This is a genomic window from Pseudomonas sp. LBUM1656 (genome assembly GCF_059716065.1).
In genome coordinates, this window is the sequence record NZ_CP166800.1 from 4,252,108 (window position 1) to 4,274,258 (window position 22,151).

General features: G+C 59.3%; 21 protein-coding genes and 2 pseudogenes. 11 read left to right on the plus strand and 12 right to left on the minus strand.

The window, feature by feature from the left end:
• Nucleotides 1-327: 327 nt before the first annotated feature.
• Both ACA072_RS19265 and ACA072_RS19270 read left to right on the plus strand, forming a co-directional pair.
• Nucleotides 328-1,377, plus strand: a pseudogene (locus ACA072_RS19265) (methyl-accepting chemotaxis protein); the annotation flags it as partial.
• A 261-nt stretch (nt 1,378-1,638) separates the two neighbouring features.
• Nucleotides 1,639-2,235, plus strand: a pseudogene (locus tag ACA072_RS19270) (methyl-accepting chemotaxis protein); the annotation flags it as partial.
• Between the two features lie 133 nt (nt 2,236-2,368).
• Here the strand turns inward: ACA072_RS19270 and srmL are convergent.
• Nucleotides 2,369-3,517, minus strand: a complete 1,149-nt coding sequence (gene srmL / locus ACA072_RS19275) for a PheS-related mystery ligase SrmL (protein WP_497619874.1) — start codon at nt 3,515-3,517, stop codon at nt 2,369-2,371.
• Nucleotides 3,518-3,924: 407 nt separating this feature from the next.
• On the opposite strand from srmL, the gene ACA072_RS19280 reads away from it, so the two are divergent.
• Nucleotides 3,925-4,896, plus strand: coding sequence for a CgnE/CgnB domain-containing protein (locus ACA072_RS19280; RefSeq protein ID WP_497619875.1), 972 nt, complete (start codon nt 3,925-3,927; stop codon nt 4,894-4,896).
• A gap of 193 nt (nt 4,897-5,089) precedes the next feature.
• On the opposite strand, the gene ACA072_RS19285 is transcribed toward ACA072_RS19280, so the two are convergent.
• Both ACA072_RS19285 and hpaC read right to left on the minus strand, forming a co-directional pair.
• Complete coding sequence (locus tag ACA072_RS19285) at nt 5,090-5,452, minus strand: DUF6124 family protein (protein ID WP_497625015.1); 363 nt, start codon at nt 5,450-5,452, stop codon at nt 5,090-5,092.
• 484 nt (nt 5,453-5,936) lie between these two features.
• Nucleotides 5,937-6,449: a 4-hydroxyphenylacetate 3-monooxygenase, reductase component gene (gene hpaC / locus ACA072_RS19290; RefSeq protein ID WP_438659395.1), complete on the minus strand. Its 513-nt coding sequence runs from the start codon at nt 6,447-6,449 to the stop codon at nt 5,937-5,939.
• Between the two features lie 261 nt (nt 6,450-6,710).
• Here hpaC and ACA072_RS19295 point away from each other — a divergent pair, with 261 nt between their 5' ends.
• Nucleotides 6,711-7,340, plus strand: coding sequence for a response regulator transcription factor (locus ACA072_RS19295; RefSeq protein WP_497619876.1), 630 nt, complete (start codon nt 6,711-6,713; stop codon nt 7,338-7,340).
• Nucleotides 7,341-7,505: 165 nt separating this feature from the next.
• Here ACA072_RS19295 and feaR read toward each other — a convergent pair whose 3' ends face one another.
• From feaR to ACA072_RS19340, 9 genes are all read right to left on the minus strand, one after another.
• Complete coding sequence (feaR, locus tag ACA072_RS19300; protein ID WP_497619877.1) at nt 7,506-8,423, minus strand: transcriptional regulator FeaR; 918 nt, start codon at nt 8,421-8,423, stop codon at nt 7,506-7,508.
• Between the two features lie 153 nt (nt 8,424-8,576).
• Nucleotides 8,577-9,527, minus strand: coding sequence for a PDR/VanB family oxidoreductase (locus ACA072_RS19305; RefSeq protein WP_497619878.1), 951 nt, complete (start codon nt 9,525-9,527; stop codon nt 8,577-8,579).
• A gap of 254 nt (nt 9,528-9,781) precedes the next feature.
• Nucleotides 9,782-10,522: an SDR family NAD(P)-dependent oxidoreductase gene (locus tag ACA072_RS19310; RefSeq protein ID WP_497619879.1), complete on the minus strand. Its 741-nt coding sequence runs from the start codon at nt 10,520-10,522 to the stop codon at nt 9,782-9,784.
• Between the two features lie 11 nt (nt 10,523-10,533).
• Entirely contained in the window at nt 10,534-11,034 is a 501-nt protein-coding gene (locus tag ACA072_RS19315) for an aromatic-ring-hydroxylating dioxygenase subunit beta (RefSeq protein ID WP_497619880.1), read from the minus strand.
• Nucleotides 11,031-12,314 carry an aromatic ring-hydroxylating oxygenase subunit alpha gene (locus ACA072_RS19320; RefSeq protein ID WP_497619881.1) on the minus strand — a complete coding sequence of 428 codons (1,284 nt, stop codon included), beginning with the start codon at nt 12,312-12,314 and terminating at the stop codon, nt 11,031-11,033. Before ACA072_RS19320 ends, ACA072_RS19315 begins: the two co-directional genes overlap by 4 nt.
• A gap of 33 nt (nt 12,315-12,347) precedes the next feature.
• Nucleotides 12,348-13,469, minus strand: coding sequence for an amidase (locus ACA072_RS19325; RefSeq protein ID WP_497619883.1), 1,122 nt, complete (start codon nt 13,467-13,469; stop codon nt 12,348-12,350).
• Complete coding sequence (locus tag ACA072_RS19330; protein WP_497619885.1) at nt 13,466-13,936, minus strand: nuclear transport factor 2 family protein; 471 nt, start codon at nt 13,934-13,936, stop codon at nt 13,466-13,468. The genes ACA072_RS19325 and ACA072_RS19330 overlap by 4 nt, the downstream gene beginning before the upstream one ends.
• Before the next feature lie 3 nt (nt 13,937-13,939).
• Nucleotides 13,940-14,311: a hypothetical protein gene (locus tag ACA072_RS19335; RefSeq protein WP_262167117.1), complete on the minus strand. Its 372-nt coding sequence runs from the start codon at nt 14,309-14,311 to the stop codon at nt 13,940-13,942.
• Nucleotides 14,312-14,336: 25 nt separating this feature from the next.
• A complete protein-coding gene (locus tag ACA072_RS19340) occupies nt 14,337-15,500 on the minus strand; it encodes an acyl-CoA dehydrogenase family protein (RefSeq protein WP_497619887.1) in 1,164 nt (387 codons plus the stop codon).
• Between the two features lie 362 nt (nt 15,501-15,862).
• Here ACA072_RS19340 and ACA072_RS19345 point away from each other — a divergent pair, with 362 nt between their 5' ends.
• The 7 genes from ACA072_RS19345 (at nt 15,863) to ACA072_RS19375 (ending at nt 22,081) form a co-directional block, all read left to right on the plus strand.
• Complete coding sequence (locus tag ACA072_RS19345) at nt 15,863-17,344, plus strand: sensor histidine kinase (RefSeq protein WP_497619888.1); 1,482 nt, start codon at nt 15,863-15,865, stop codon at nt 17,342-17,344.
• Between the two features lie 352 nt (nt 17,345-17,696).
• Nucleotides 17,697-18,845 carry an amine dehydrogenase large subunit gene (locus ACA072_RS19350; protein ID WP_497619889.1) on the plus strand — a complete coding sequence of 383 codons (1,149 nt, stop codon included), beginning with the start codon at nt 17,697-17,699 and terminating at the stop codon, nt 18,843-18,845.
• A gap of 13 nt (nt 18,846-18,858) precedes the next feature.
• Entirely contained in the window at nt 18,859-19,398 is a 540-nt protein-coding gene (locus ACA072_RS19355; protein WP_497619890.1) for a MauE/DoxX family redox-associated membrane protein, read from the plus strand.
• 3 nt (nt 19,399-19,401) lie between these two features.
• Nucleotides 19,402-20,022, plus strand: coding sequence for a methylamine dehydrogenase accessory protein MauD (gene mauD, locus ACA072_RS19360; protein WP_438659408.1), 621 nt, complete (start codon nt 19,402-19,404; stop codon nt 20,020-20,022).
• A gap of 19 nt (nt 20,023-20,041) precedes the next feature.
• Nucleotides 20,042-20,563, plus strand: coding sequence for a methylamine dehydrogenase light chain (locus tag ACA072_RS19365; RefSeq protein WP_109633321.1), 522 nt, complete (start codon nt 20,042-20,044; stop codon nt 20,561-20,563).
• A 224-nt stretch (nt 20,564-20,787) separates the two neighbouring features.
• On the plus strand, nt 20,788-21,309 hold the full coding sequence (locus ACA072_RS19370) for a cytochrome C (RefSeq protein WP_497619891.1): 522 nt from the start codon (nt 20,788-20,790) through the stop codon (nt 21,307-21,309).
• Between the two features lie 211 nt (nt 21,310-21,520).
• Entirely contained in the window at nt 21,521-22,081 is a 561-nt protein-coding gene (locus ACA072_RS19375) for a hypothetical protein (RefSeq protein ID WP_497619892.1), read from the plus strand.
• The last annotated feature ends 70 nt before the right edge of the window (nt 22,082-22,151 follow it).

Genomic DNA, 22,151 nt, shown 5'->3' on the forward strand with positions numbered 1-22,151 from the left:
ACCGCGTGTGCTGACTTCACGACTGCTGCGCAGCCGAACGCAGGCTTCGCCAGCTGCTACAAGGACCGCGTTATGACGGATGTTGCTTCAACGGAAACGGAGTTTCCAATGCACTCAAGATTCCTGACGATCCAGAGCAAGATCGCCCTGCTCGCCGGCCTCTGCCTGTTGCTGGTAGTGGGTTTGCTGATGGGCTTGTCGCTTTACCAGACCCATCAAAGCAGCCAGCAAGTGGCCCAAGCCAGCAGCGAAATGCTCGCCAACGCGGCCAAGGAACACATGCAGGCGCTGGGCAAAGTACAGGCGATGCAGGTGCAACGCACCTTCATGCAGACTCACGAATATGGCCAAGGGTTGTCGCGTTATTTGCTGTACCTGAGGCAGTTGCAACAGCAGGGCAAATTGACCCGCCCACAATTGCGCCAGGAGCTGAGCACCCAGCTTCATCAAGCCTTGATCGACAAGCCCGACCTGCTCGGGCTTTATACCATTTTCGAACCCGACGCCCTCGACGGTGCCGACGCCAGTTTTGTCGACCAAGCCGTTGTGGGCAGCAACGAAACCGGGCGCTTTTCCCTGTACTGGGTGCAGAGCAAACCCGGCGAACTGCAAGCAGTGATCGGCGACGAAGCGCTGCTGGCCAACACCTCGCCCGGCCCCAGCGGCGCGCCGTACAACGCCTTCTACACCTGCGCCCGCGATACCCGCCAGGCTTGCGTGCTGGAGCCTTATTTCGACGAAGCCTCCGGTAGCCGCAAACTGGTGACCAGCATCGCCTTCCCGCTGCTGGATAACGGCAAAGTCATCGCTGTGGTCGGGCTCGACATCAACCTCGCCGCCCTGCAACAAAACAGCGAAGCCAGCGCCCATCAACTGTTCGATGGTCATGGACAGATCAGCATCGTCAGCCCGCGCGGGGTGATTTCCGCCAATAGCCAGGACGTCAGCCGCCTCGGTCAACCGCTGGAGAATGCCGAGGTCATGGACACGTTGCATCAGGGTCAACCGAAGGTGTTCGTCGATCAGCAGCAGATCAAGGTCCTCGAACCGTTGGCACCGATTGCCGGCGCGGCACCGTGGGGCGTGTTGGTCGGCGTGCCGCAAGACGTGCTGCTCGCACCCGTCACCACGCTGCAAAAGGAGCTCGATGCACAAGGTGTGCAAAGCACCGCGCTGGAGTTGTTGTTGGACGGTGGCTCGGCCCTGCTCGGCTTGCTGTTGATCTGGTACACCGCGTTTCGCATCACCCGGCCGCTGCAAGTGCTGACGCGGGTCATGGAAGATATTTCCTTGGGCGAAGGCGATTTGACCCGGCGCCTGGCGGTGCAATCGCGGGATGAAATCGGCCAACTGGCGACCGCGTTCAACCGCTTCGTCGAGCGCATCCATCACTCGATCCGCGAAGTGTCGTCGGCGGCGCTCGGCGTTAATGAAGGGGCCAAGCGCGTGCTGCTCGCCTCCAACGCGTCGCTGAGCAACTTCGACGAACAATCGACCCGCACCAACAGCGTCGCCGCCGCGATCAACCAACTGGGCGCCGCCGCACAAGAGATCGCCAACAATGCTTCCGACGCTTCACAACAGGCGTCTGCCGCACGGCAACAAGCCGAAGACGGGCGTCAGGTGGTGGAACGCACGATTCAGGTGATGAACGAACTGTCCGGCAAAATCAGCACCTCGTGCGTCAACATCGAAGTGCTCAACGACAAAACCGTGAACATCGGGCAGATCCTCGAAGTCATCAAAGGCATCTCGCAACAGACCAACCTGCTGGCACTCAACGCCGCCATCGAAGCCGCTCGCGCAGGTGAAGCAGGCCGTGGGTTTGCGGTGGTCGCCGATGAAGTGCGCAGCCTCGCCGGACGCACACAAACATCGGCAGCCGAGATCCAGCAGATGATCGAAGAACTGCAAATCGGCGCGCGCGAATCGGTGACCACCATGACCGAAAGCCAGCAGCACAGCGAGGAAAGCGTCAGCATCGCCAACCTGGCCGGCAAACGGCTAAGCAGCGTGACGCAGCGCATTGGCGAGATCGACAACGTCAACCAATCCGTGGCGGCGGCGACTGAGGAACAGACGTCGGTGGTTGAAGCGTTGAATGTCGACATTACCGAGATCAACACCCTGAATCAGCAAGGGGTGGAGAATTTGCAGTCGACGTTGCAGGCGTGTACGGAGCTGGAGCGCCAGGCGGATCGGTTGAATCAGCTTGTCGGTAGTTTCCGGATTTGAGAGATATGTTGCCTGACACATCGCCATCGCGAGCAAGCTCGCTCCCACAGTTAACCGCATTCCCCTGTGGGAGCGAGCTTGCTCGTGATGAACGATGACGCGGTGCATCAATGAATGCACGAGCAGGTCAGTTTCAGGCTTTTGGCAAATCCATTCGATAACCCGCCCCCGGCGCCCCTTCATGCATCGCAGCCTGAATATCGGCATACAAAGCGTTCGCCTCAGCGGTAGTGATTGATCGGGAACAATCACGCAATACCACGCGCAAAAGCACATTCTCCTGGCCCGGCAGCAGCCCTAACCGGTCAATTGCCTGCGCGGGTAAATCCGAGAACTCCCAACGTCCTTTGACCTGCATCTCCTCGATCCAGTCAGAACAGTCACCAGCGGCCTGCAGCATTTTCTCGGTCAACACCTCTTCACTCTGCCCCGATGTTACTGCCAGCGAAATATCACGAGCAATCGACGGCAAACGTGATACCGGGGACCATGGATTCAGATCATGCATCTGCGCCTGCACTCGCACGTTCTGATCACGCAGCAAGCGAATATCCGGAATACCTTTGCGCAACATCGTCAGGCGATCCAGCCCCATCCCTAATGCCAGCCCTCCATGACGCAACGGATCAATTTTCAAGCGCTCCAGCAAAGACCTGGCAATACGACCGCACTCCAGCACTTCAACCGGAACACCGTCATTCAATACATTCACTTCGATTCCGCCCTCTGTGTAGTGATGCGGACTGTCGCTGTAGACCCAGGATTTTTCTGGAATAGCGGACTTGAGGATGTCGCCGACCAGACACAACAGATGTTCATGCGTCGACAGCTCCGGGTCACCCAGCACCCAGATATCCATCTGATGCGGTTCCGCGCAATGCCAACGATCCCGACTATCGCGACGGAAAGTGATACCCGGCGCGGCCAGCAAGATCGTTTGCCCCGTTTGCCGCACTTGAGCCGCTCGCTGAAGCGCTGCCGGAATCTGGCTGGTGGTTTGTGTTCTCAACAGCGAGTACTCATCGACCCAACGGGTGTGTTCACTCCCAAGCGTGACCTCGGCCGAGTCATAGCCGAGTAATCCGTAATTTTCTTCGGCGGACACAATCCGCGGCCCCGTCTGTAGTTGCGGTAGGGGCCAGCCTTTTTCAACGAGTCCTTGGAGGATCTCAGTTAGGAGGAGCCGGACGGAGTGGTCGGGATTGTTTGATTCGGTTAGATCAACCATTAATAGGGCTTGATGAACAGACGTATCCGTCAGATATTTCTTTGATGCATTCACTATATAACCCTCTCTACAATTGAGTGTCGAGCTAAAAACCAAGCCCATAAATAAACCTAATGACACAAGATCACTAATCACAACCAAAGAAAGCAATATTTAAAATTTTCAGAACAAGACTACAGACCGGACTTACACAAATAACCGCTTTGAACACCCCAAGAATATTCATAGCCAAAATGATTCTAAAAAACTCCAAACAAACTGTTTATCACGTCAAAAAAATCTGTATTAATTAGTCCTCTCCCGAGCAGTTCAGGGAGAAAAAAACCAAAATAATGAAAAAGGATGATCAAATGAAAAATAAAAAAAACATCAAAGAGAAGCTTAACCGGATCACTTCTGGCCCGGAGAATTTCGGGTGGGTGCCTTTGGCTTGGGCTCACACTGAGGAGTAAATAGCTCTAATGCACGGCAAGCTTTCTTGCCGTGCATTAAAAAACCAGGAGGGTTATATGTCACCACCGAATAAGATATCGACACTCTTCGGCCATGAGAAGCCATCCATCATCGCGGACTCTGAGGACTTCCTCAGAGAATGTGCGCTACTAGGATTCAACACGGCCAATATTTCTGGGCTACAGAAATTACCAAAAAACAGTATTGTGTTTTCTTTTAGCAACGACGCTGCAAAAAAAACGTTCGAGCTAGCAAAAAACACAGAAAGCAAGAAAAGTGTATTCTGCGCGGCTCAAGTGTTCGAGCCCACCGTAGCTAATGCTCTCTATAGCTTGAAGCTTTTGCTGAGCAGCAATTTTGAACATGCCTTGAGCACGCAGCGTTCTGTGTTACATATGCTCAATTCAAATGACAAATTTTTCCTGTCTGGTAACGACGCCGACGCCCAAGTCTCAATTTTTTCACACGCCCAGCCTTACGCACTACTTGCTGAAGACGTATCCCACGATTTTGTTCAGTCCGTAGCAGAGTTCTTTGAAGTTCATTACGCACACATGAACCCACAAGAGCCCTGTCCGTTTTCTTTTACCGGAACATTAAAAATCGCGGGAATTCTGACCGTACTTAGAAAGACCAACTCGACACTCCCCGAGGGTTTGAAAATCTCACTTAAATGGCTGAGCGATCGAATATCGGAAGAAGGAGCACTCTTATCAGTCAAAGACAACACTATCACCTCACTTCAAATAAAAAACGAGGACCACGTAAAGCTTCTGGATCTTGCGGCCGGTTCCCGCGGGCTTAAGCTGACGGAGTTTGCAATCGGGGTCAACGAGGCTATTGCTTTAAATATTGATTACAAAATCAATTCACAAATGAATGAAGGCATCAACGGAGTTCATTTAGCTATTGGTGATGGGTCGTCCGGCTATCACATCGACTTCCTTAGTCCAGCTGTAAGCGTGCATCCAGAGCACTAGTGATTTTAGTAACACGCTTAATTAAAAGTCTCGATCTAGATCTCCTATTTTAACAAGTGTCTAAGATGCGTCGCCTCATACATCGTCTTCGCGAGCAGACTCACTCCCACAGTTGACCGAGTTGTCCAGCCGGACGCGGTTTAATGTGGGAGCGAGCTTACTCGCGATGAACGATGACGCGGTATTACGGTTACTACTTCGCCACTTCGACGTTATCCATCATCCGGTTCACCGCCAACTCCGCCTGCATGATGATCTGCTGAATACCCATCGCCGTGTTCCGATGCGGCCCTTCCAGGTGCGCGGCGAAATCGCTGGTCATGACGCTGGCCGAGGCCAGTGATTCGCAGGTGTGTGCCAGCAGGTCTTCGTCTTTGATGTCCGGAGCGATCATGAACATGGTGCTCGGTTTGCGGCCGACCGGGGTTTTGAGGGCGTCGGGGTTGAGGTAGTGATCGAGGGCGCGCTCGGCGGCTTCGTGGAGCTTTTTGGAATCGAGTGATTCGTAGGGGGATGCCGGATCTGTGTCTGGCGGGTTTGGAGTCACTTTGCACATATTCATACGTTACCTGTTCGGGCAGCCACGCCTCGCTACTAATACGAGGGGTGGCGGCTGTACGCAGGTTAGTAGACCGGGGAACGTAGAGAAAGCCGGCGCGCCCGAGGGCGCCCTACGCACAGCCACCATCAGGTACAGGTATGGAAATACCTTTCTGACAGACGCCTATGCACTCTATGAACCTCGGGCTACTAAACCCGATCACTGGGAATCAGTGACGGGATCAAGTTACCGAGGGCGTCCAAAGCGCACAAGCCGGCGGATTCTGGCGTAGTCGTAGGCAATGGCGCAAGGCGTTGTAGCTTTCAGGAAGTAACCTTAAACGCCTTTAAACATTACTCCGAGCGGGCACCGCCTTCGCGAGCAAGTCGAATCGTCGCACCGCCGCTCCCACAGTTGGCCGAGTTGTTCAGGAAAACGCGGTCTAAATGTGGGAGCGGGCTTGCCCGCGAAGAACGATAACGCGGTCTACCTGCCAGACTCAGCAATGCGCCCCAGCATGCTCAACCCGATGAAATAACCGATTGAAATACACCAGACTATCCCCCGCCCCACGCACGCCCACCTTCGACAATTCGACAAACATCACCGAGTGCGATCCCACTTCCTTGCACTCGGTAATCCGCCCTTCCAGCTGGACCAGGGCATCGCGCAGCACCGGCACATCGGCCGCGCCGTCGTCCCACAGGTCCCAGGCAAAACGTTCGGCCATTGGCACCTGAGTCATGCCGGCAAAGTGCCGGGCCAACTCTTCCTGTTCGCTGCACAGCACGTTCACGCACAGGTGGCCATTGGTGCGGAACACGTCGTGGGTGGCGCTGTTGCGGTTGACGCAGACCAGCACGGTCGGCGGCGAGTCGGTCACCGAACAGACAGCGCTGGCGGTGATACCGCAGCGTCCGCCGGGGCCGTTGGTGGTGATGATGTTCACCGCCGCCGGCAGCTGCGCCATGGCGTTGCGAAAGTCGATTTGCTGCTGGCTCAGGTCGGCCATGTCGGTGCCCCTTCCTTCAGGAGGACCGTCGTTGCGCGGCCCCTAAGTTATGGAACAAGACTAAGACCCGGCGCGGCCCGCAACCATTCTGACGATCCCCATGGCGAGGTGGGCTTTCCGCTAGTCGACTAGGTGGTTTCTTTATCGTCAGGGCCCGTTGCAATGGGTATTCTGCTTTGAGGCGCCAACATAGGCGCCAACGTCCGCCGCAGCGTGCCCGCGTGCGAAAACAATAATGAGAAAATCCCGTGGCAGTCCCTGATGGAAACCCGCAAACCGATTGTTTACATCGTCGATGACGACAAAGACCTGCGCACCTCGCTCGCCTGGTTGCTGGAGTCGGTCAGCGTGCAAGCGCAATGCTTTGCCGGCGCTGAAGAGTTCCTGAGCCAGTACGATCCCAAGCAACCGGCCTGCCTGGTGCTGGACGTGCGCATGCCGGAGACCAGCGGCTTTCAGTTGCAGGAAATCCTCAACCAGCGTGGCAGCACCTTGCCGACCATTTTCGTCTCGGCCCATGGCGACATTCCGATGTCGGTCATGGCGATGAAAAAGGGTGCGCTGGACTTCGTCGAGAAGCCCTACAACCCGCAGCAGATGATCGACCGCATACAGGCGGCGCTGAAGACCTCCGTGCAGGCCCAGGCCGATCAGCAGCAGCGCAAGAACCTGCAAGGCAAGCTCGCGCTGCTGACCAGTCGGGAACGGGAAGTGTTGATGCTGGTGATCGATGGCAAGGCCAGCAAAGTGATCGCCCGGGAGCTGAACATCAGCGTGAAAACCGTTGACGTGCACCGGACCAAGATCAAGGAAAAGATGGGCGTGAGCAGCATTGCGATGCTGGTGCGGGAAGTGCTGCATTTGCCGGTGGAAGAGCCTGCCAGGCACTGATCCCCGCCATGCCCCGCTCCTTGTAGGAGCTATCGAGTGAAACGAGGCTGCGATCTTTTGATCTTCAGCGATTTCAGATCCGCCAAAGATCAAGATCAAAAGATCGCAGCCTCGTTTCACTCGATAGCTCCTACAGGGAGCGGTGGGTTTGAGATTGACGGTGGGTCAGTGGCTATAACGCTTGCGATACTCCCCCGGCGACACGCCGAAACGTGACTTGAACGCCGACGAAAAGTAGCTGGAATCCGAGAAGCCCCAGGCGTAGCACAGGGCAGAAAGTTTCTGCTCGACATCCGAGCGGCGCAGGTTTTCGGCGCAAAAATCCAGGCGCCGGTGCTTGATGTATTGCGCCACCACCAGGCCGCGCTTGGAGAACATCCGGTACAGCCCGCGCACCGAAATCCCCACCTCACGAGCAATCAACTCGGGGCACAGTTCCTCGGCACCGATGTGCTCGTCGATGTAGGCGATGGTTTTGCGAAATTGCCGCTCGTGGGCATCTACGCTGACGTCCCGGGCGCTGATGCCCGGCAAGAGCAGACTGACCAGCGCGTCGAGCACCGCTTCGCTTTCCTGCATGTCCAGACTGTGCTGCTGCCGGGTTTCCAGGACCATGCGGTTGGCCAACGCGGCCAACGGCGTGTTGGCCGGGATGCGTGTGGCGCAGTTGACCGCGTTAAAGTGCGAACCTCGCTCCACCACCTGACGCGGCAAAATCAGCGACAGTTGCCGGGAGTCGTCGTTGTAGGTCATGTCACTGGGGCGGCAGGCGTCGATCAGGGCGATGTCGCCGCACCCCAGCTGGGCACGGTGGTCACCCTGTTCAAGTTGCGAACTGCCGTTCAGTTGAAACACCGCGTAGTAATGGCCGTCGCTGCTGGTGCTCACATCCTTGCTGGTGCGATACAGGTGCACGTGCGCCATGTCGACCACGCTCAGATTGATCGCGCCGCTGCGGAACTCCGACAGCTCGCCGTAAAAATTCGCGTCCAGTGCGCGGGCATCGAAGCGCCCACAGGCCTGATTGACCTGGCTTAACCAACTTTCAAATGCATCGTTGCGCACTGCCGAAGAAGTAATCATGACCGCAAGGCCTCACGTCAGTTTTATTGTTATTTTTCGACCGTTTCGCCGAACGGTTCGATGAATACAGGTGCAGTGACCGTCGCCTCCTTAGACGGTCGTAGGGCGCCGATTTAATCGACTCCCACGCAATGTTTCCAGGGGTTTAGCGGGTTAAAGGTCCAATACCAGACGAGCGGAAAGCGCTCGCGAAACGCAGGCGCAAATCTGCTTGTTGCCTGCCTTCTCCTTGTTCGACAAACAGTTGTCACGATGCTCCGGCACGCCGTCCAGCACCTCGACGATACAGGTGCCGCAAATGCCTTCACGGCACTCGGTGTCTATGTCGCAGCCGTAGGCCTGCAACACGTCGACCAGACTGGCATCCGCCGGCACTTGCAGCACCACGCCAGAGCTGGCCAGTTCGACTTCAAAACCGCCGCTCGGGCCGGCATTGGCGGCCGGATCGGCCTGAAAATGTTCCAGGTGAATGGCGTCGTCAGAACGGCTGCGCGCCGCTACTTCGACCACTTTGTTCATGAACGGCGCCGGGCCGCAGGTGTAGACGTGGGCAGCGCTGCCCGCCTGACTCAGGCTGTCCGTCAATGCCGCGTCCATATCACCCGGCTCAACGCCGTAGTGGAACTGCACATGATCGGCAAAGGTGCTGGCCAACAGAGCGGAAAATGCGGCGTACTCCGGCGAACGGGCAAAGTAGTGCAAGCGATACGGCTGGCCACTTTCCGCCAGCCGATAGGCCATGCTCAACAGCGGCGTGACACCGATTCCGGCGGCGAACAGCACATGCTCGGCGGCCGTCGGGTCGAGGCGGAACAGGTTGCGCGGCGCACCCATTTCCAGCTCCATGCCCTCTTCCACTTGTTCATGCAGCGCCAGCGAGCCTCCGCGCGACTGCGCTTCTTTCTTCACCGCCACCAGATACGCGCGGCGATCCTGCGGCGGGCTGCACAGCGAATACTGGCGGGTCACCCCGGTCGGCCCGGTCAGGTCGACATGCGCCCCCGGTTCATAACTGTCGAGTGGTTGACCGTCACTGCGCACGAGGCGAAAGGAACGGATATCCAGCGCTTCGTCGACGATCCTTTCGATCCTCACTTTCATCATTGCATCACCTGAAATTCGGTTGATTTTGTGTGTTGAGCCGTCCAGCGCTCCCTGTAGCAGCTGCCGAGCCTGCGAGGCTGCGTTCGCCTGTAGCAGCTGTCGAGCTTGCGAGGCTGCGTTCGGCTGCGCAGCAGTCGTAAAACCTGAGTGCGCGGTCTTCCTTAAAGACCGCATCGCCTGATTTCACGACTGCTGCGCAGCCGAACGCAGCCTCGCAGGCTCGGCAGCTGCTACAGGTAGCGGCGCGGCGAATATCAGCGCATGAACAGGCCGCCGTTGATGTCCCAGCACGCGCCCGTAACCGAAGCCGCGTTGTCAGCGATCAACAGCAACACGCTGTCGGCGATGTACTCCGGATCCCCAAGTTCACCGGCCGGAATCATTTTCAATATCTGTTCCAGACGCTCCGGCGCTACGCTTTCGCGCACGATCGGCAAGTCCAGTGGCCCCGGCGAGATGCTGTTGACCGTCACCCCTTGGGGGGCCAGTTCACGAGCGAAGACTTTGGTCAGCGTCGCCACGCCACCCTTGGCCGCCGCATAGTGCGCGCCCGTGGCGGTGCCGCCGTTCTGCCCGGCGAGCGATGCGATGTTGACGATGCGGCCAAAACCGCGCTCGGCAAAATGCGCGCCGAACACCTGACACGCGACAAACGTGCCGCGCAGATTGATCGCCATCGACTCGTCGAATTCTTCCGGGGTGATGTCCATCAGCGCCGCGACTTTCGACTGGCCGGCGTTGTTCACCAGGATGTCAGTGCCGCCCCAACGCTCGGCGAGCAGGTCACGGGCCCGGACAAAATCCGCTTTGTTACGCACATCCAGCTCGATGGCGACGGCACTTCCGCCGCTGCCATCCAGCTCAGCCGCCAGACGTTGCACACCGTCGAGGCGCACATCCGCCAGGCCCACGCGATACCCCGCCGCGTGCAAGCGACGGGCGATGCATTCGCCAAGACCGCGCGAAGCGCCGGTCACCAGGGCTACTCGATTCATGATGTTATCCCTCACAGCAGGAAGCCGAGCGCGCTCAGGCTGTCGGTGGAATTGATCAGGCGCACGACCTTGCGTTCGAGCTTCGCCACACCGTCGGTGAAGCGAATGCGGTGGTTCAAGTCGGCCACGAACGGCGTGTGCACGCCGCGTTTGTAGGCGTACAGCAGCTGCGCAGAATTGACTTCAACCAGGTCGCCCGCCGCTTCCACCAAACGAAAACGCGAAACGCTGCGGATGGTTTTTGCCGCATCCACCGCCGACGGCGAATAGCCGGCGGTCAGGCGTTCGATGCGCAAATCCCGCATGCGCGCATCGTCATAGGCGTAGTTCAGCGTGGCCTCGAAGTCTTCGGTGTCCGGGTCGATCGGCACGATGTACAAACCGCTGTCGCTCCACAAGGTCGCCCATTCGGTGTAGTTCTTGTGGTCGAGCAGTTCGGCTTCGCGCCAGATGAATTCGATGGCCTGGGCCAACGGGCCGGAAAAACCGTTCAGGGTGTCGTGATTGCTCATTGGCTCATCATCCTTTTCCACATGTCATAGGCACCGCGCATGCCGCCCTCGTCGGTGGCGTGGGACACCTTGTCGCCGTTTTCAGCGGTGATTTCGCGATTGAGGCCGCGGTTGACCAGGATCGGCGCGTCGACGCCGGCGTATGAGCCGCGTTGCACACGGTCCCAGGCCTCGGCGTCGTCCGGGCTGCCGAAACCGAACGGGCCCTGGAAGTGTTCGTGAATGCGCATGCGTTCGCGGTTGGCGATCTCCGGGCCGCCGTCCATGCCGAGGGCGACGTGGCGGATTTCGGTTTCGGTGACCGAGACCGGGCGCAGCACGCGGAAGAACGACATCGACATCGCGACGTTCGGGAACAGGTTCAGGTTGAAACCGGCGCCATGCAGCGAACGCACGATGCGGCGTACCTGCGCGGGTTCCATGGTTTTCGACAGCTCGGCGGTCACATGGGCGAAGCGCTCCTGTAACTGTTCAGTGCCGTCGTCGTGATCGAGGTCGACGTGCTCGGGCACCATCACCATCACGCTGTGGCCGTTGCCCAATGAATGGGTGACTGCCTGTTCGTCGGTCATGAACGAGAGCATTTCCGAGGTTTCTTCATCCACCGACGACATGAACGACTTGTGCACGATCGGGAAGTGGTAACCGTCGGTGGTGTTTTCCAGCTGGATCTTCCAGTTGCCCTTGAAGCTGAACTTGTGTTCGCCCTGGGTCTTGATCGGATAACCGGCGCCCTGCTTCATGAACAGGTCCATCCAGTGTTTCGCACCGCCGAGGAAATCTTCAAGCGGTTCGATCTCGTCGTTGTAGCTGGCGAAGACCATGCCGGCGTAGCTCTCGACACGCAGGCTGGTGAGCGGCAGTTCGGACTTTTCGAGAATGCCTTCGTAGCCGTCCGGGTACGGCAGCGCGCGCAACTTGCCCTCCAGGCCATACGACCAGCTGTGGTACGGGCAGGTGAAACCGGTGGCGTTGCCCTTGGGCTTCTCGCACACGGTGGCGCCACGGTGCCGGCAACGGTTTTCGAGGACATTGATGTTGCCCTTCTTGTCGCGCACCACAATCACCGGACGACGGCCGATGGTCGCGGTCTTGAAATCACCGCTGTTGCGCACTTCGCTTTCGTGGGCGACCCACACCCAGGTGCGGTAGAAAATCTTGTCCAGCTCGGCTTCGAACAGCGCCGGGTCGTTGTACAGCGAGACGTCGACGCGGTCGTGACTGACCAGTTCGTCGGGGCTTTTCGATGATGCGATCAGCCGGTATTCATGAGTGCTCATGCGGTTCTCCTCATGGCTTTTTATGACTTGTTGTTAGGGGTGCATGCTGTGTTGCAGTTGCGCACCGAAGGCGCAGACCACTTCGTCCTGACCTTTACGGCCAACAATCTGCAGGCCGACTTTCAGCCCGCCGCCATCCAGTTCCACCGGCACCGTCAGCGCCGGATGGCCGCTGAGGTTGAAAGGTCGAACCAGCGGGGTCATGCCGGCCACGGCTTTGCTCGCGCTGCGCGCTTCGATCAGCGTCGGTGGCAGGCTCGGCATCGTCGGCAACAGCAGCACCGCAAATTCTTCCAACGCGGCGTCCACCTGCTGACTGAACCGTGCGCGGACTTTCTCCGCTTGCGCCAGTTCGGCGAAGCTGGTGCGGCTGGCAGCCAGCAGGCGTTGCTCGACGTCCGCACCGATCAGGCCTTGACCGGTGAGGTGGCCAAACGCGGCCCAGTTTTCACAATTAATCACGGTCAGGCCGGCGGCGAAGGCCGCTTCGAATTCACTCAGGTGCAGGTTGCTGCGGCGCCAGCCTGCGCGATCGGCGGCGGTGCCGAGGCTCGCTTGCAAGTGCGGGTCGCAGGCGACGTTGAGGAAACCGACTGACGCGTTGCTCGGAGGCAAACCCTGCACCTGGAAACCAGGGCAAATCACCTGCATCGCCGCGATCAAATCGTCCATGTCAGCCGCAAACGGTCCGACGCAATCGAGGCTGGACACCGCCGGATGCGCGCCGACCCGGCTGACTCGCCCGTAAGTCGGCTTCAACCCGGCAATGCCGCAGCACGCCGCCGGCACGCGCACCGAACCGCCGGTGTCGGTGCCGATGGCGATGTCCGCCAGCCCGGCCGCAACTGCAGCGGCCGAACCACTGGAAGAACCGCCCGGCACGCGATCCGGGGCTTGCGGGTTGATCGGCGTGCCGGTCCAGTCGTTGATGCCGGTGACGCCGAAGGCCAGTTCATGCAGGTTGGTTTTGCCGACGATTTGCCAGCCGGCGTCGAGGATCGCGTCCACCACATCGGCGTTACGGCTCGCTGGTTCCGCCTCGGCAAACGCGCGGCTGCCCGAGCGGGTCGGATGGCCGGCGATGTCGATCGAGTCTTTGATCGCAACTCGCTTGCCGTTGCCACCGAGTAAAAATTCGCTGATAAACGTGCTCATGCGCTCAGCTCCGTGTTGAACAAACGTTGCGTGCGAAAATGCGCGATCAGCCAGGCATCTTCGACGCAGCGAAAATCGATATTCAGGCGCGTGCCGAACAGCTCGCTGCGCCCATCGGCGTAAGTAGAAATCTGCTGCATGATCCACTGCCCCCGGGCCGTGCCGCCGTCGACCACAATCGATTCGCTGGTGAGGTAATGCAGGTTCAGCTGAAAGTGATCCGACGGCGGCAAGTACCCACCGACGAACGCCGCCACTGCATCACGCCCGCGGTGCTGGCCGAAGGTCTGCGCAGTCTGGCTGTCGACGCCTTCCCAGATCGCGTCTTCACTGAACAACTCAGCCAATTCACGGACATAGGTCGGTGCTCTCGGCACATCGCACAGGTCCATGTAGCGCGCCATCAAGCGCCGCACCTGGCTCTCCCCTTCGAGCGTCGCGAGACGTTGCAGCAAGGCCTCGTTCATGGCTTACACCTTGGCCGCATCGGGGATGGTCAACGGACGACCGATGCGCGCTTCGACCTTGGCGTAGCGCCACAGGCTGTATTCGTTCACCGGTGTGGTGCGGAACAGGTTGCAGGCGTCGATCACCGATTGATGGCAGTCGACGTCGGCCATGATGTAGACGGTCCACGGCGACGTGGTGGACGGGCCGACCATCAGCCGGTCATCGTCCATCGCCCCGAGCACGGTGATGCCGGGCATGGCGCCGAGCGAGCCCATCATCTGGCTGAAGCCTTTCCACACGCTCAAGCCTTCGCCGGTGGGCAGGTCGAAAAAGTTTTGTGTGATGCCAATGCAAAAGACGACGCGCAGGGGTTCTTGGGTGGTCTGGGACATGGGTGTTGATCCTTGAAGAGAGGGTTCAGATGTAGCCAGGGAATGGCGGCACGCCGAGGAACACCGAGCCGGCGCCGTCGTACAGGCCTTCGCTGAGGAATGCGTGCTGGGTCACCACCATCGAGTCGCGCAGGTAACGCTGCAGCGGATGGCGCAGGTAAATCGCGGTGGTGCCGGCTAGGCTGTAAGCGCTTTGCACCACCGCGGCTCCGGCCTGGGACACGTGGATGGCAGAGAGGCGCAACAGGCTGGTCTGTTCGACGGTGACCGGGTTGCCGGCGAGGATCGAGTTCCACACTTGCTCGGTCGCGCTGTAGAAGAAACCGCGTGCGGCGGCCAGTTGCGCTTCGGCCTTGGCGATTTCAATACGCACGTAAGCGCGGTCGGCCATTTTCGGTGCGCCGGTGATGCCGCTACCGGCGGCCATGCGGCTGACTTCATCGAGAGCCGCGCGGGCCAGGCCGAGGTTGACCACCGCCAGCACCTGCGCGGCGTAGGCAATCGACGGGTAGCGGAACAGCGGCTCGTCGATGGTTGAAGCCCCGCCGCGAATAAAGGTCCAGCGCTCGTCGACGTGTTTGTCAGTGACGCGCAGGTCATGGCTGCCGGTGCCTTTGAGGCCGACCACGTCCCAGTTCTCGATGATGTCGACCTGATCCGCGCGGAAGACGGCTGTGCGCGGCTTGCCACCGGCCGCGCCGATACCGACGCCGAGCAGGTCGGCACCTTTGCAACCGCTGGCGAATTTCCAGGTGCCGCTGACCTGCCAGCCACCGTCGACGGCTTCGGCGGGTTGCAACGGGAACAGGCCCCCGGCGAACACCAGGTCCGGGCTGTCGGCGTAGATTTCAGCGAGGGTTTCTGGCGGCAACGCGGCGAGATAAACGCCGGCACTGCCGAAACTGGCAACCCAGCCGGCGGAACCGTCGGCTTCGGAGATGCGTTCGATCATCTCCAGAAAAAGCGCCGGCGCCAGAGCGTCACCACCGAAGCATTTGGGCGTGGCGGCGCGGTAGATGCCCACCTGCTTGAAGCGCTCGATCATGTCCCGTGGCACGTGGGAGCCGGCGTCGAATTCATCGCGACGCTGGCGCACTTCCTCCAGCACTAGCTCAAAGTTCTGGCTGTGGACGGTGGTGTCATCGACGCCTGGCAGCGGGTCTTGTTGCGCGACAGCTGAACGCAGCATGGGCTTCTCTCCGTTTATTTGTTATTAGCCGGTATGGGTAACCACACACCTTGATCAGAAGCCGAGCCCTGTAGGAGCCGGCTTGCTGGCGATAGCCGTTACGCGGTGTGTCTGAATCACCGCGGCGCCTGATTCGCCAGCAAGCCGGCTCCTACAGAGGCGTGCCGTGGTTATCCGTGCATTGAGGTCCAGTGTAAAAACCGTATCCGCTCGCCACTATTGGGGCGTGTAGCCCGCCGGCTAAAGAAAACCCCTAGCCCGCCCCCGGTTACCTCTGAGCGCATCCCTGCGCGCATGTCGGTATAAAACGCCATACTTCGACTTCACCCGGAGTCGACCTCTCTGCCGCCAAGGGCTGCGTGATGTATCTGCCAAAACCGAACGATTTCTATGCCCTCATCGAAGCCATGCCGTTGTGCATCATTCTTCATGACGCCCACAGCAAGGAGATCCTGTGGGCCAATGCCGCAGCCCTGGCGGCGCTGGGTTTTACCCTGGAAGAACTGACGCCGCTCAAAGCCCCGGACATGACCCGCGATGCGCCGCAATACCGGCGCTCGGTGGGTTTGCGTTGGCTGGAAGGCGCAGCGCGCACCGGCCAGCGCGCCATCGAGTGGTGTTATCGCTCCAAGCAAGGGGTGGAAATTCTCTCGGAAGCGGTGGCGACGCTGGTGCATCTGGAGGGTCGCGATGTGCTGATGGTGCAGTTCCGCGACATCTCCAAGGAAGACAAGGTCAAGCGCGACCTCAAGCGTTTCGAAAGCCGCCTCAAGGCCTTTATGCAGGACCTGGCCGAAGGCGTTGCGGTGCTGGGGCCGCAGGGTGATATCCGCTTTATCAGTGAGTCCGCCGCGCAACTGCTCAACAGCGAGGATCACCCGCTGATCGGCGAAAACTTCCTCGACTGGTGCGACGAGGCCTCACGCCAGCGCCTGTTGCAACAGTTGTCCTGCGAGCAACCGGAACACGCGCCGTTCAGCGTTCACTATCACCTGCAACGGCGTGACGGCGAATGGCGCTGGCACCATGCGACGTGCCGCTATATCGAAATCGAAGACGACCTGGTCGGCCACTTGCTGCTGTTTCGCGACGTCACCGAACAGGTGCGCGCCGAAGAAGCCCGGCGTGTTAGCGAGCAAAAGCTGGAATACCTGGCGCGCTATAACGCCATGGGCGAAATGGCTGTGGCGATTGCCCATGAGCTGAGTCAGCCGCTGGCGGCCACGCGCAATTTCATCGAAGGCGCGGTGATTCGCCTGGGCAAAGATCAAACCCAGGATCAGGGCGTCGCCTGGGGTTTGCAGAACGCGGTGCGGCAAATCGAGCATGCGTCGGTGATCATCAAAAGCGTGCGCGAATACGTGGTCAAGCTCGAGCAATCCGCAGAACTGATCGACCTCAACGAGCTGCTGCGCGAAACCCAATACTTCATCCGCCTGCGCGCCGACCCGAGCCTGGTCAAGGTCGAGATCGTCACCACCCCCGAGCCGCTGCTGATCAGTTGCGAGAAAGTGCTGATCGGCCAGGTCATCCTCAACCTGGCTTTTAACGCAATCGAAGAAATGAGCGACTTGCCTCCCGAACGGCGCGTGCTGTGCATTCAGGCCTGTCTTGGCGAGCAGGTTGCCTTGGTGCGGGTTGAGGATTGCGGTCGCGGCATTGGGGCGCTGGCGCAAGACAAGCTGTTCGATGGTTTCTTCTCTTCCAAGGTTAGCGGTAACGGCATTGGCCTGGCGTTGTGCAAAAACATCATCGGCCGCCATCGCGGGGATATCTGGGCGCAAAACCTGGAGCCTTGCGGCGCTGTGTTCACCTTCTCCCTTCCCCTCGCAGATCCCATCTAAAAGTCGCTGCTGACCTGTAGCAGCTGCCGAAGGCTGCGTTCGGCTGCGCAGCAGTCGTAAAACCAGAACACGCGGTGTGTCAGAAGAACCGTGCAAGCCGGGTTTACGACTGCTGCGCAGCCGAACGCAGCCTTCGGCAGCTGCTACAGGTGCGCGATCGCCGACGTTGATTAGTCTGCGTTTGAATCGCTTTTTGCAGTGTGTGCGGCCTGTTCCCCAAGACTGGCACAGACACACAAACACTTGGCAGCCACAGCAATTCTCCCGTTTTCACGGCGAGGCAGAATCGAATTGTAAAAATCTGCCCAAGCACCCGCGATCTGCGTGAATAACAATTCAGGGAGTTCCCCTAATGCGAACCAACAGGATCAACGTACAGTCAGCGCTAGGTCTGAGCCTGCTTGTACTCGGCTTGAACAGCGCCCGTGCGGACCTGCCAGCCGACACCATCGGCCAGACCGTCCTGGCCTTTCCGCCGGAAGTTCACCGCGCGTTCATCGTCGACGTCGAATTCGAAAGCTTCGTGACCGGCCGCGTCACCGTGGTCGACCCCGATAAAAAACGCGTGCTCGGCATGGTGCCGACCGGTTTTGCCGCGCCGTCGACCCTCAGCCATGATCAGAAAACCCTCTACAGCGCCGACATCTTTTACTCGCGTGGCACGCGTGGCACCCGCACCGATGTGTTGACCGCGTGGGACAGTTCGACCCTGTCCCCGGCCTGGGAACTGTTGATTCCGAACAAGCGCGCCGAATCCCTGACCCAGCGCTACGGCCTGAAGACCAGCGGCGATGACCGTTTCGTCTACGTCTACAACTTCACGCCATCGACCTCAGTGACCGTGGTCGACACTCAGGCCAAGTCCGTCGCCGCTGAACTGGCGATCCCAGGCTGTGTGCTCAACTACCCGGTCGGCAACCGCCGCTTCGCCTCGCTATGCGGCGACGGCAGCTTGCAGGTGATCACGCTCAACGATCAGGGCCAGGAAACCGCGCGCAGCCGCACGCCGTTCTTCGACCCGAATGCCGAGAAGCTCAACGAACGCGCAGTGAACGTCGGCGACACCTATTACTTCACCACCACCACGGGCACCGTCCGCCCGGTGGATTTTGCTGGCGACGCACCGAAAATCCTGCCGTCGTGGTCGTTGACCACCGACGAGGAAAAGAAAGCCGGCTGGGCACCGGGTGGTTGGCAGCTGATGGCCGTCGCGCCGAAGCTGAACCGTTTGTACGTGCTGATGCACGACGCTCACGAACCGATGAAGTGGGAAGACCCAAGCCCTCTGATCTGGGCGTTTGATCTGAAAACCCACAAGAAAGTAGCGACCCTTGAAGCACCGGTGCCGGTGTGGAGTATGCAGGCCACCGGCGATGACAAGCCGCTGTTGCTGGGTGCCGACGTCGCGGGCGGTTTGCAGATCTTCGACCTCACGACCAACACGTTCACCGGCAGCATGCCGAAAGTCGCGAAAACCGCGACTCAGGTCATGAGCTACTAAGCGAGGTTCGGCCATGCACTTAGATCCGATCTTCATCATTGCCAGCGCCCTCGCCACTGCGGTGTTGCTGGCCAGTGCCGCGACGCACAAGGTGCGCGCGCCGGCACGTTTTGCCAAACAGTTGGCGGACTACCAACTGTTGCCCCAGGCGTTTGTGCGCCCGGTCGCCCGTGTGATTCCAGCGGTAGAGCTGGTGATCGCCTTTACGCTGCTGGTGCCGGTCAGCCGGTATTGGGCAGCGTTGGCGGCGGCCGGTTTGATTGCGCTGTACGCCGCCGCCATCGGCATCAACCTGTGGCGCGGTCGTCGCGACATTGACTGCGGCTGTGCCGGTCCCGACCAGGCACAACCACTGCGCCCGGTACTGCTGTTGCGCAACAGCGCACTGGTGGGTCTGGCGTTGCTGGCCAGCGTCTCGCCGGTTGTTCGTGACCTTGGTTTTTTCGACGGTTTCGTCACTGTTGCCGCCAGCGCCGTTGCGCTGCTGATCTACGCCGCGGCCGATGGCTTGCTGGCGAACTCCCCTCTTCTGCTCAAACTGATTGGTAGGTGATCAATGGAAGGCTTAATCGTTTCCAACGTTCTGCTCTGGGTACTGCTGGTGGCCGTGGCGTTTGCCGTCATGGGCCTGGTCCGGCAGATTGGTGTGTTGCACGGTCGTCTCGCTCCAGCCGGTGCGTTGATGATGGACAAAGGCGTGGCGGTCAATGAAGCCGCGCCGCAAGTCACTGCCTCCGACCGCCATGGTCGCCCGGTTAACTTCGGCTATGCCGGGGAAAAATCGCAACTGCTGTTCTTCCTCTCGCCGACCTGCCCGATCTGCAAATCGCTGTTGCCGGCGATCAAATCCATCGCCAAGGAACAGGCCGACCGCCTCGACGTGGTGTTCATCAGCGACGGCGACATGGACGCCCAGCAAAAGCTGATCCGCGAACACAAACTGGACGACGCCACTTATGTGGTTGGCCCGGAAGTGGGCATGACCTACCAGATCGGCAAGCTGCCGTACGCCGCCCTGATCGACAAAACCGGCACCCTGCGCGCCAAAGGCCTGGTCAACTCCCGTGAGCACCTGGACAGCCTGTTCGAAGTCGAGCACCTGAAAAAGGCCACGTTGCAGGAATACCTCAACAGCCAGCCGCACGAACATGACCACAGCCACGGCCATAGCCACTGATTAAGGCAGGGAGACTTTTATGAAACTGCTGGATCTGTTGTTCGAGCGCTCGACACGTCGAGTGGCCGACACCACCTCACGCCGCAAATTGCTGGCACGCATGGGTTCTTTGATGGTGGCCGGCGCCGCACTGCCGCTGCTGTTGCCGCTGGACCGCACCAGCAAGGCCCTGGCCGCCGACAATCCGAAGGCTGGCGATCCCGGTGATCCGAACACCTGCGATTACTGGCGCTACTGTTCCATCGACGGCTTCTTGTGCAGCTGCTGCGGCGGTTCGGTGACGTCCTGCCCGCCGGGCACCGAAGCCTCGCAAGTGACCTGGATCGGCACCTGCCGCAACCCGGCCGACGGCAAGGACTACATCATTTCGTATAACGACTGCTGCGGTAAGCAAAGCTGTGCCCAGTGCGCTTGCACCCGTAACGACAGTGAAGAACCGGCCTACCGCCCGTTCAACAACAACGATGTGAACTGGTGCCTGGCCGCCAAGTCGCACATCTATCACTGCACCGTTTCGATCATCCGCGGCGTCGCCGTCTAACGCGCGTTGGCCGTCGGTTGCCCAGGCAATCGGCGGCTTTTTTTGCCAAAACGCGGTCCTGTAGCAGCTGGCGAAGCCTGCGTCCGGCTGCGCAGCAGTCGTAAACCCTGCGTACTCGGTCTTCCTGAAAAACCGCGTGCTCTGGATTTACGACTGCTGCGCAGCCGGACGCCGGCTTCGCCAGCTGCTACATAAAAGTATTTTACCGTAGAGGTGCTTTTGTCATGCGTAAGTTGCTGCTCCTCGGTCTTGTCTGCTCCCTGAGCGCCCCGCTCGCCCATGCCCGAGCCATTCCCGATCCGGCGCAGCGCCATGCACCGGGTAACGAAGCGCTGCAAACACCCATTGCCCAGGCCGGCTACAGCGTCGGCGTGAACTACCAACTGCAATGCGCCGGTTGCCACTTGGGCAATGGCATGGGCTCTGCCGCCACCGATACGCCGCGCATGACCGGGTTTGTCGGCAACTTCCTGAAAGTACCCGGCGGTCGTGAGTTTCTGGTGCGGGTGCCCGGCATGTCGCAGTCGGCGCTGAACAACGCGCAGTTGGCGGACCTGCTCAACTGGTTGATGCGTGAAGACGGGCTGGCGGGTAAAAGCACACCGGCCAACTATCAGCCGTACAGCGCGGAAGAAGTGGCGCAGCTGCGCCAGAAAGCCATGCTCAACCTGCCGGGCACCCGGGCGGAGCTGATCAAGGCCATGCGCGTACAAGGCATTGCGATTGAAGACGGCATGAGCGACTAGCCGATTCTTCGAACCGCTACGGGTCATCCATGCACTCTGAAAGGAGTCGCACGCGTCCGCATTACCGGGAAGCAGATTTTTTAGGCCAAATTTGTCGGTTGATTCGTAGCTGGTCATCAAGGTTCAACTAGAATTCCAGACATCAGCAGGCCGGATACCGCTGCACTCCAAAAAAAAACAAAAACCAACGCAATACAAGGGGCATCCAACCTTGAAAATCTCAAATATCTGCGCTACCGGGAGCCTGTTGGTTTCGACTGCGGCCTGTGCCAACGGGATTATTCCCGTCATTGATCTGGACTTCACAAGACCGGCTGCCGAGACCCTGAAAAAACTCGGCATCAACGACGCGTGCATTATTGCCGCCTCAAACCCCATCACGTTCACCTATTGCCGAGAAGGATCGTCGACGCTCTGGAAATATCAGGCGCTGGATCTGGAGCAACAGGCAGCGATCCTTCGAGGCGAAAAGCAGCCTCACTCGGACTACGGCCGAATCACCGTCGTGGAAGTCGATAGCCCCGCATGCGAAGAAGAACACCCTGCGTCGTTAGTCAAGCCGGCTATTAATCGCGGGCTGACCCTGGGCCTGATCGTCCTGTTTTTGTTGATTGGCTTTCGATACACCTACCGGGCAATCATGCCTTACCAGGATGACAGCGCAGTGCTTTCGCCCTCGCCGATGCAGCGATCGAGCGAATCCTTGCAGGTAAAAGCGTTGGGAGCGTTCAGTGTCGCCGCTGCCGTGACACTCTTTTACTGCCTCTGGTGACGAAAGCGGATTCAGGCACAGAGCCAAAGCATTCTGGCAGAAATCAAAAAGCAGGCATCCGCTGGTTGTA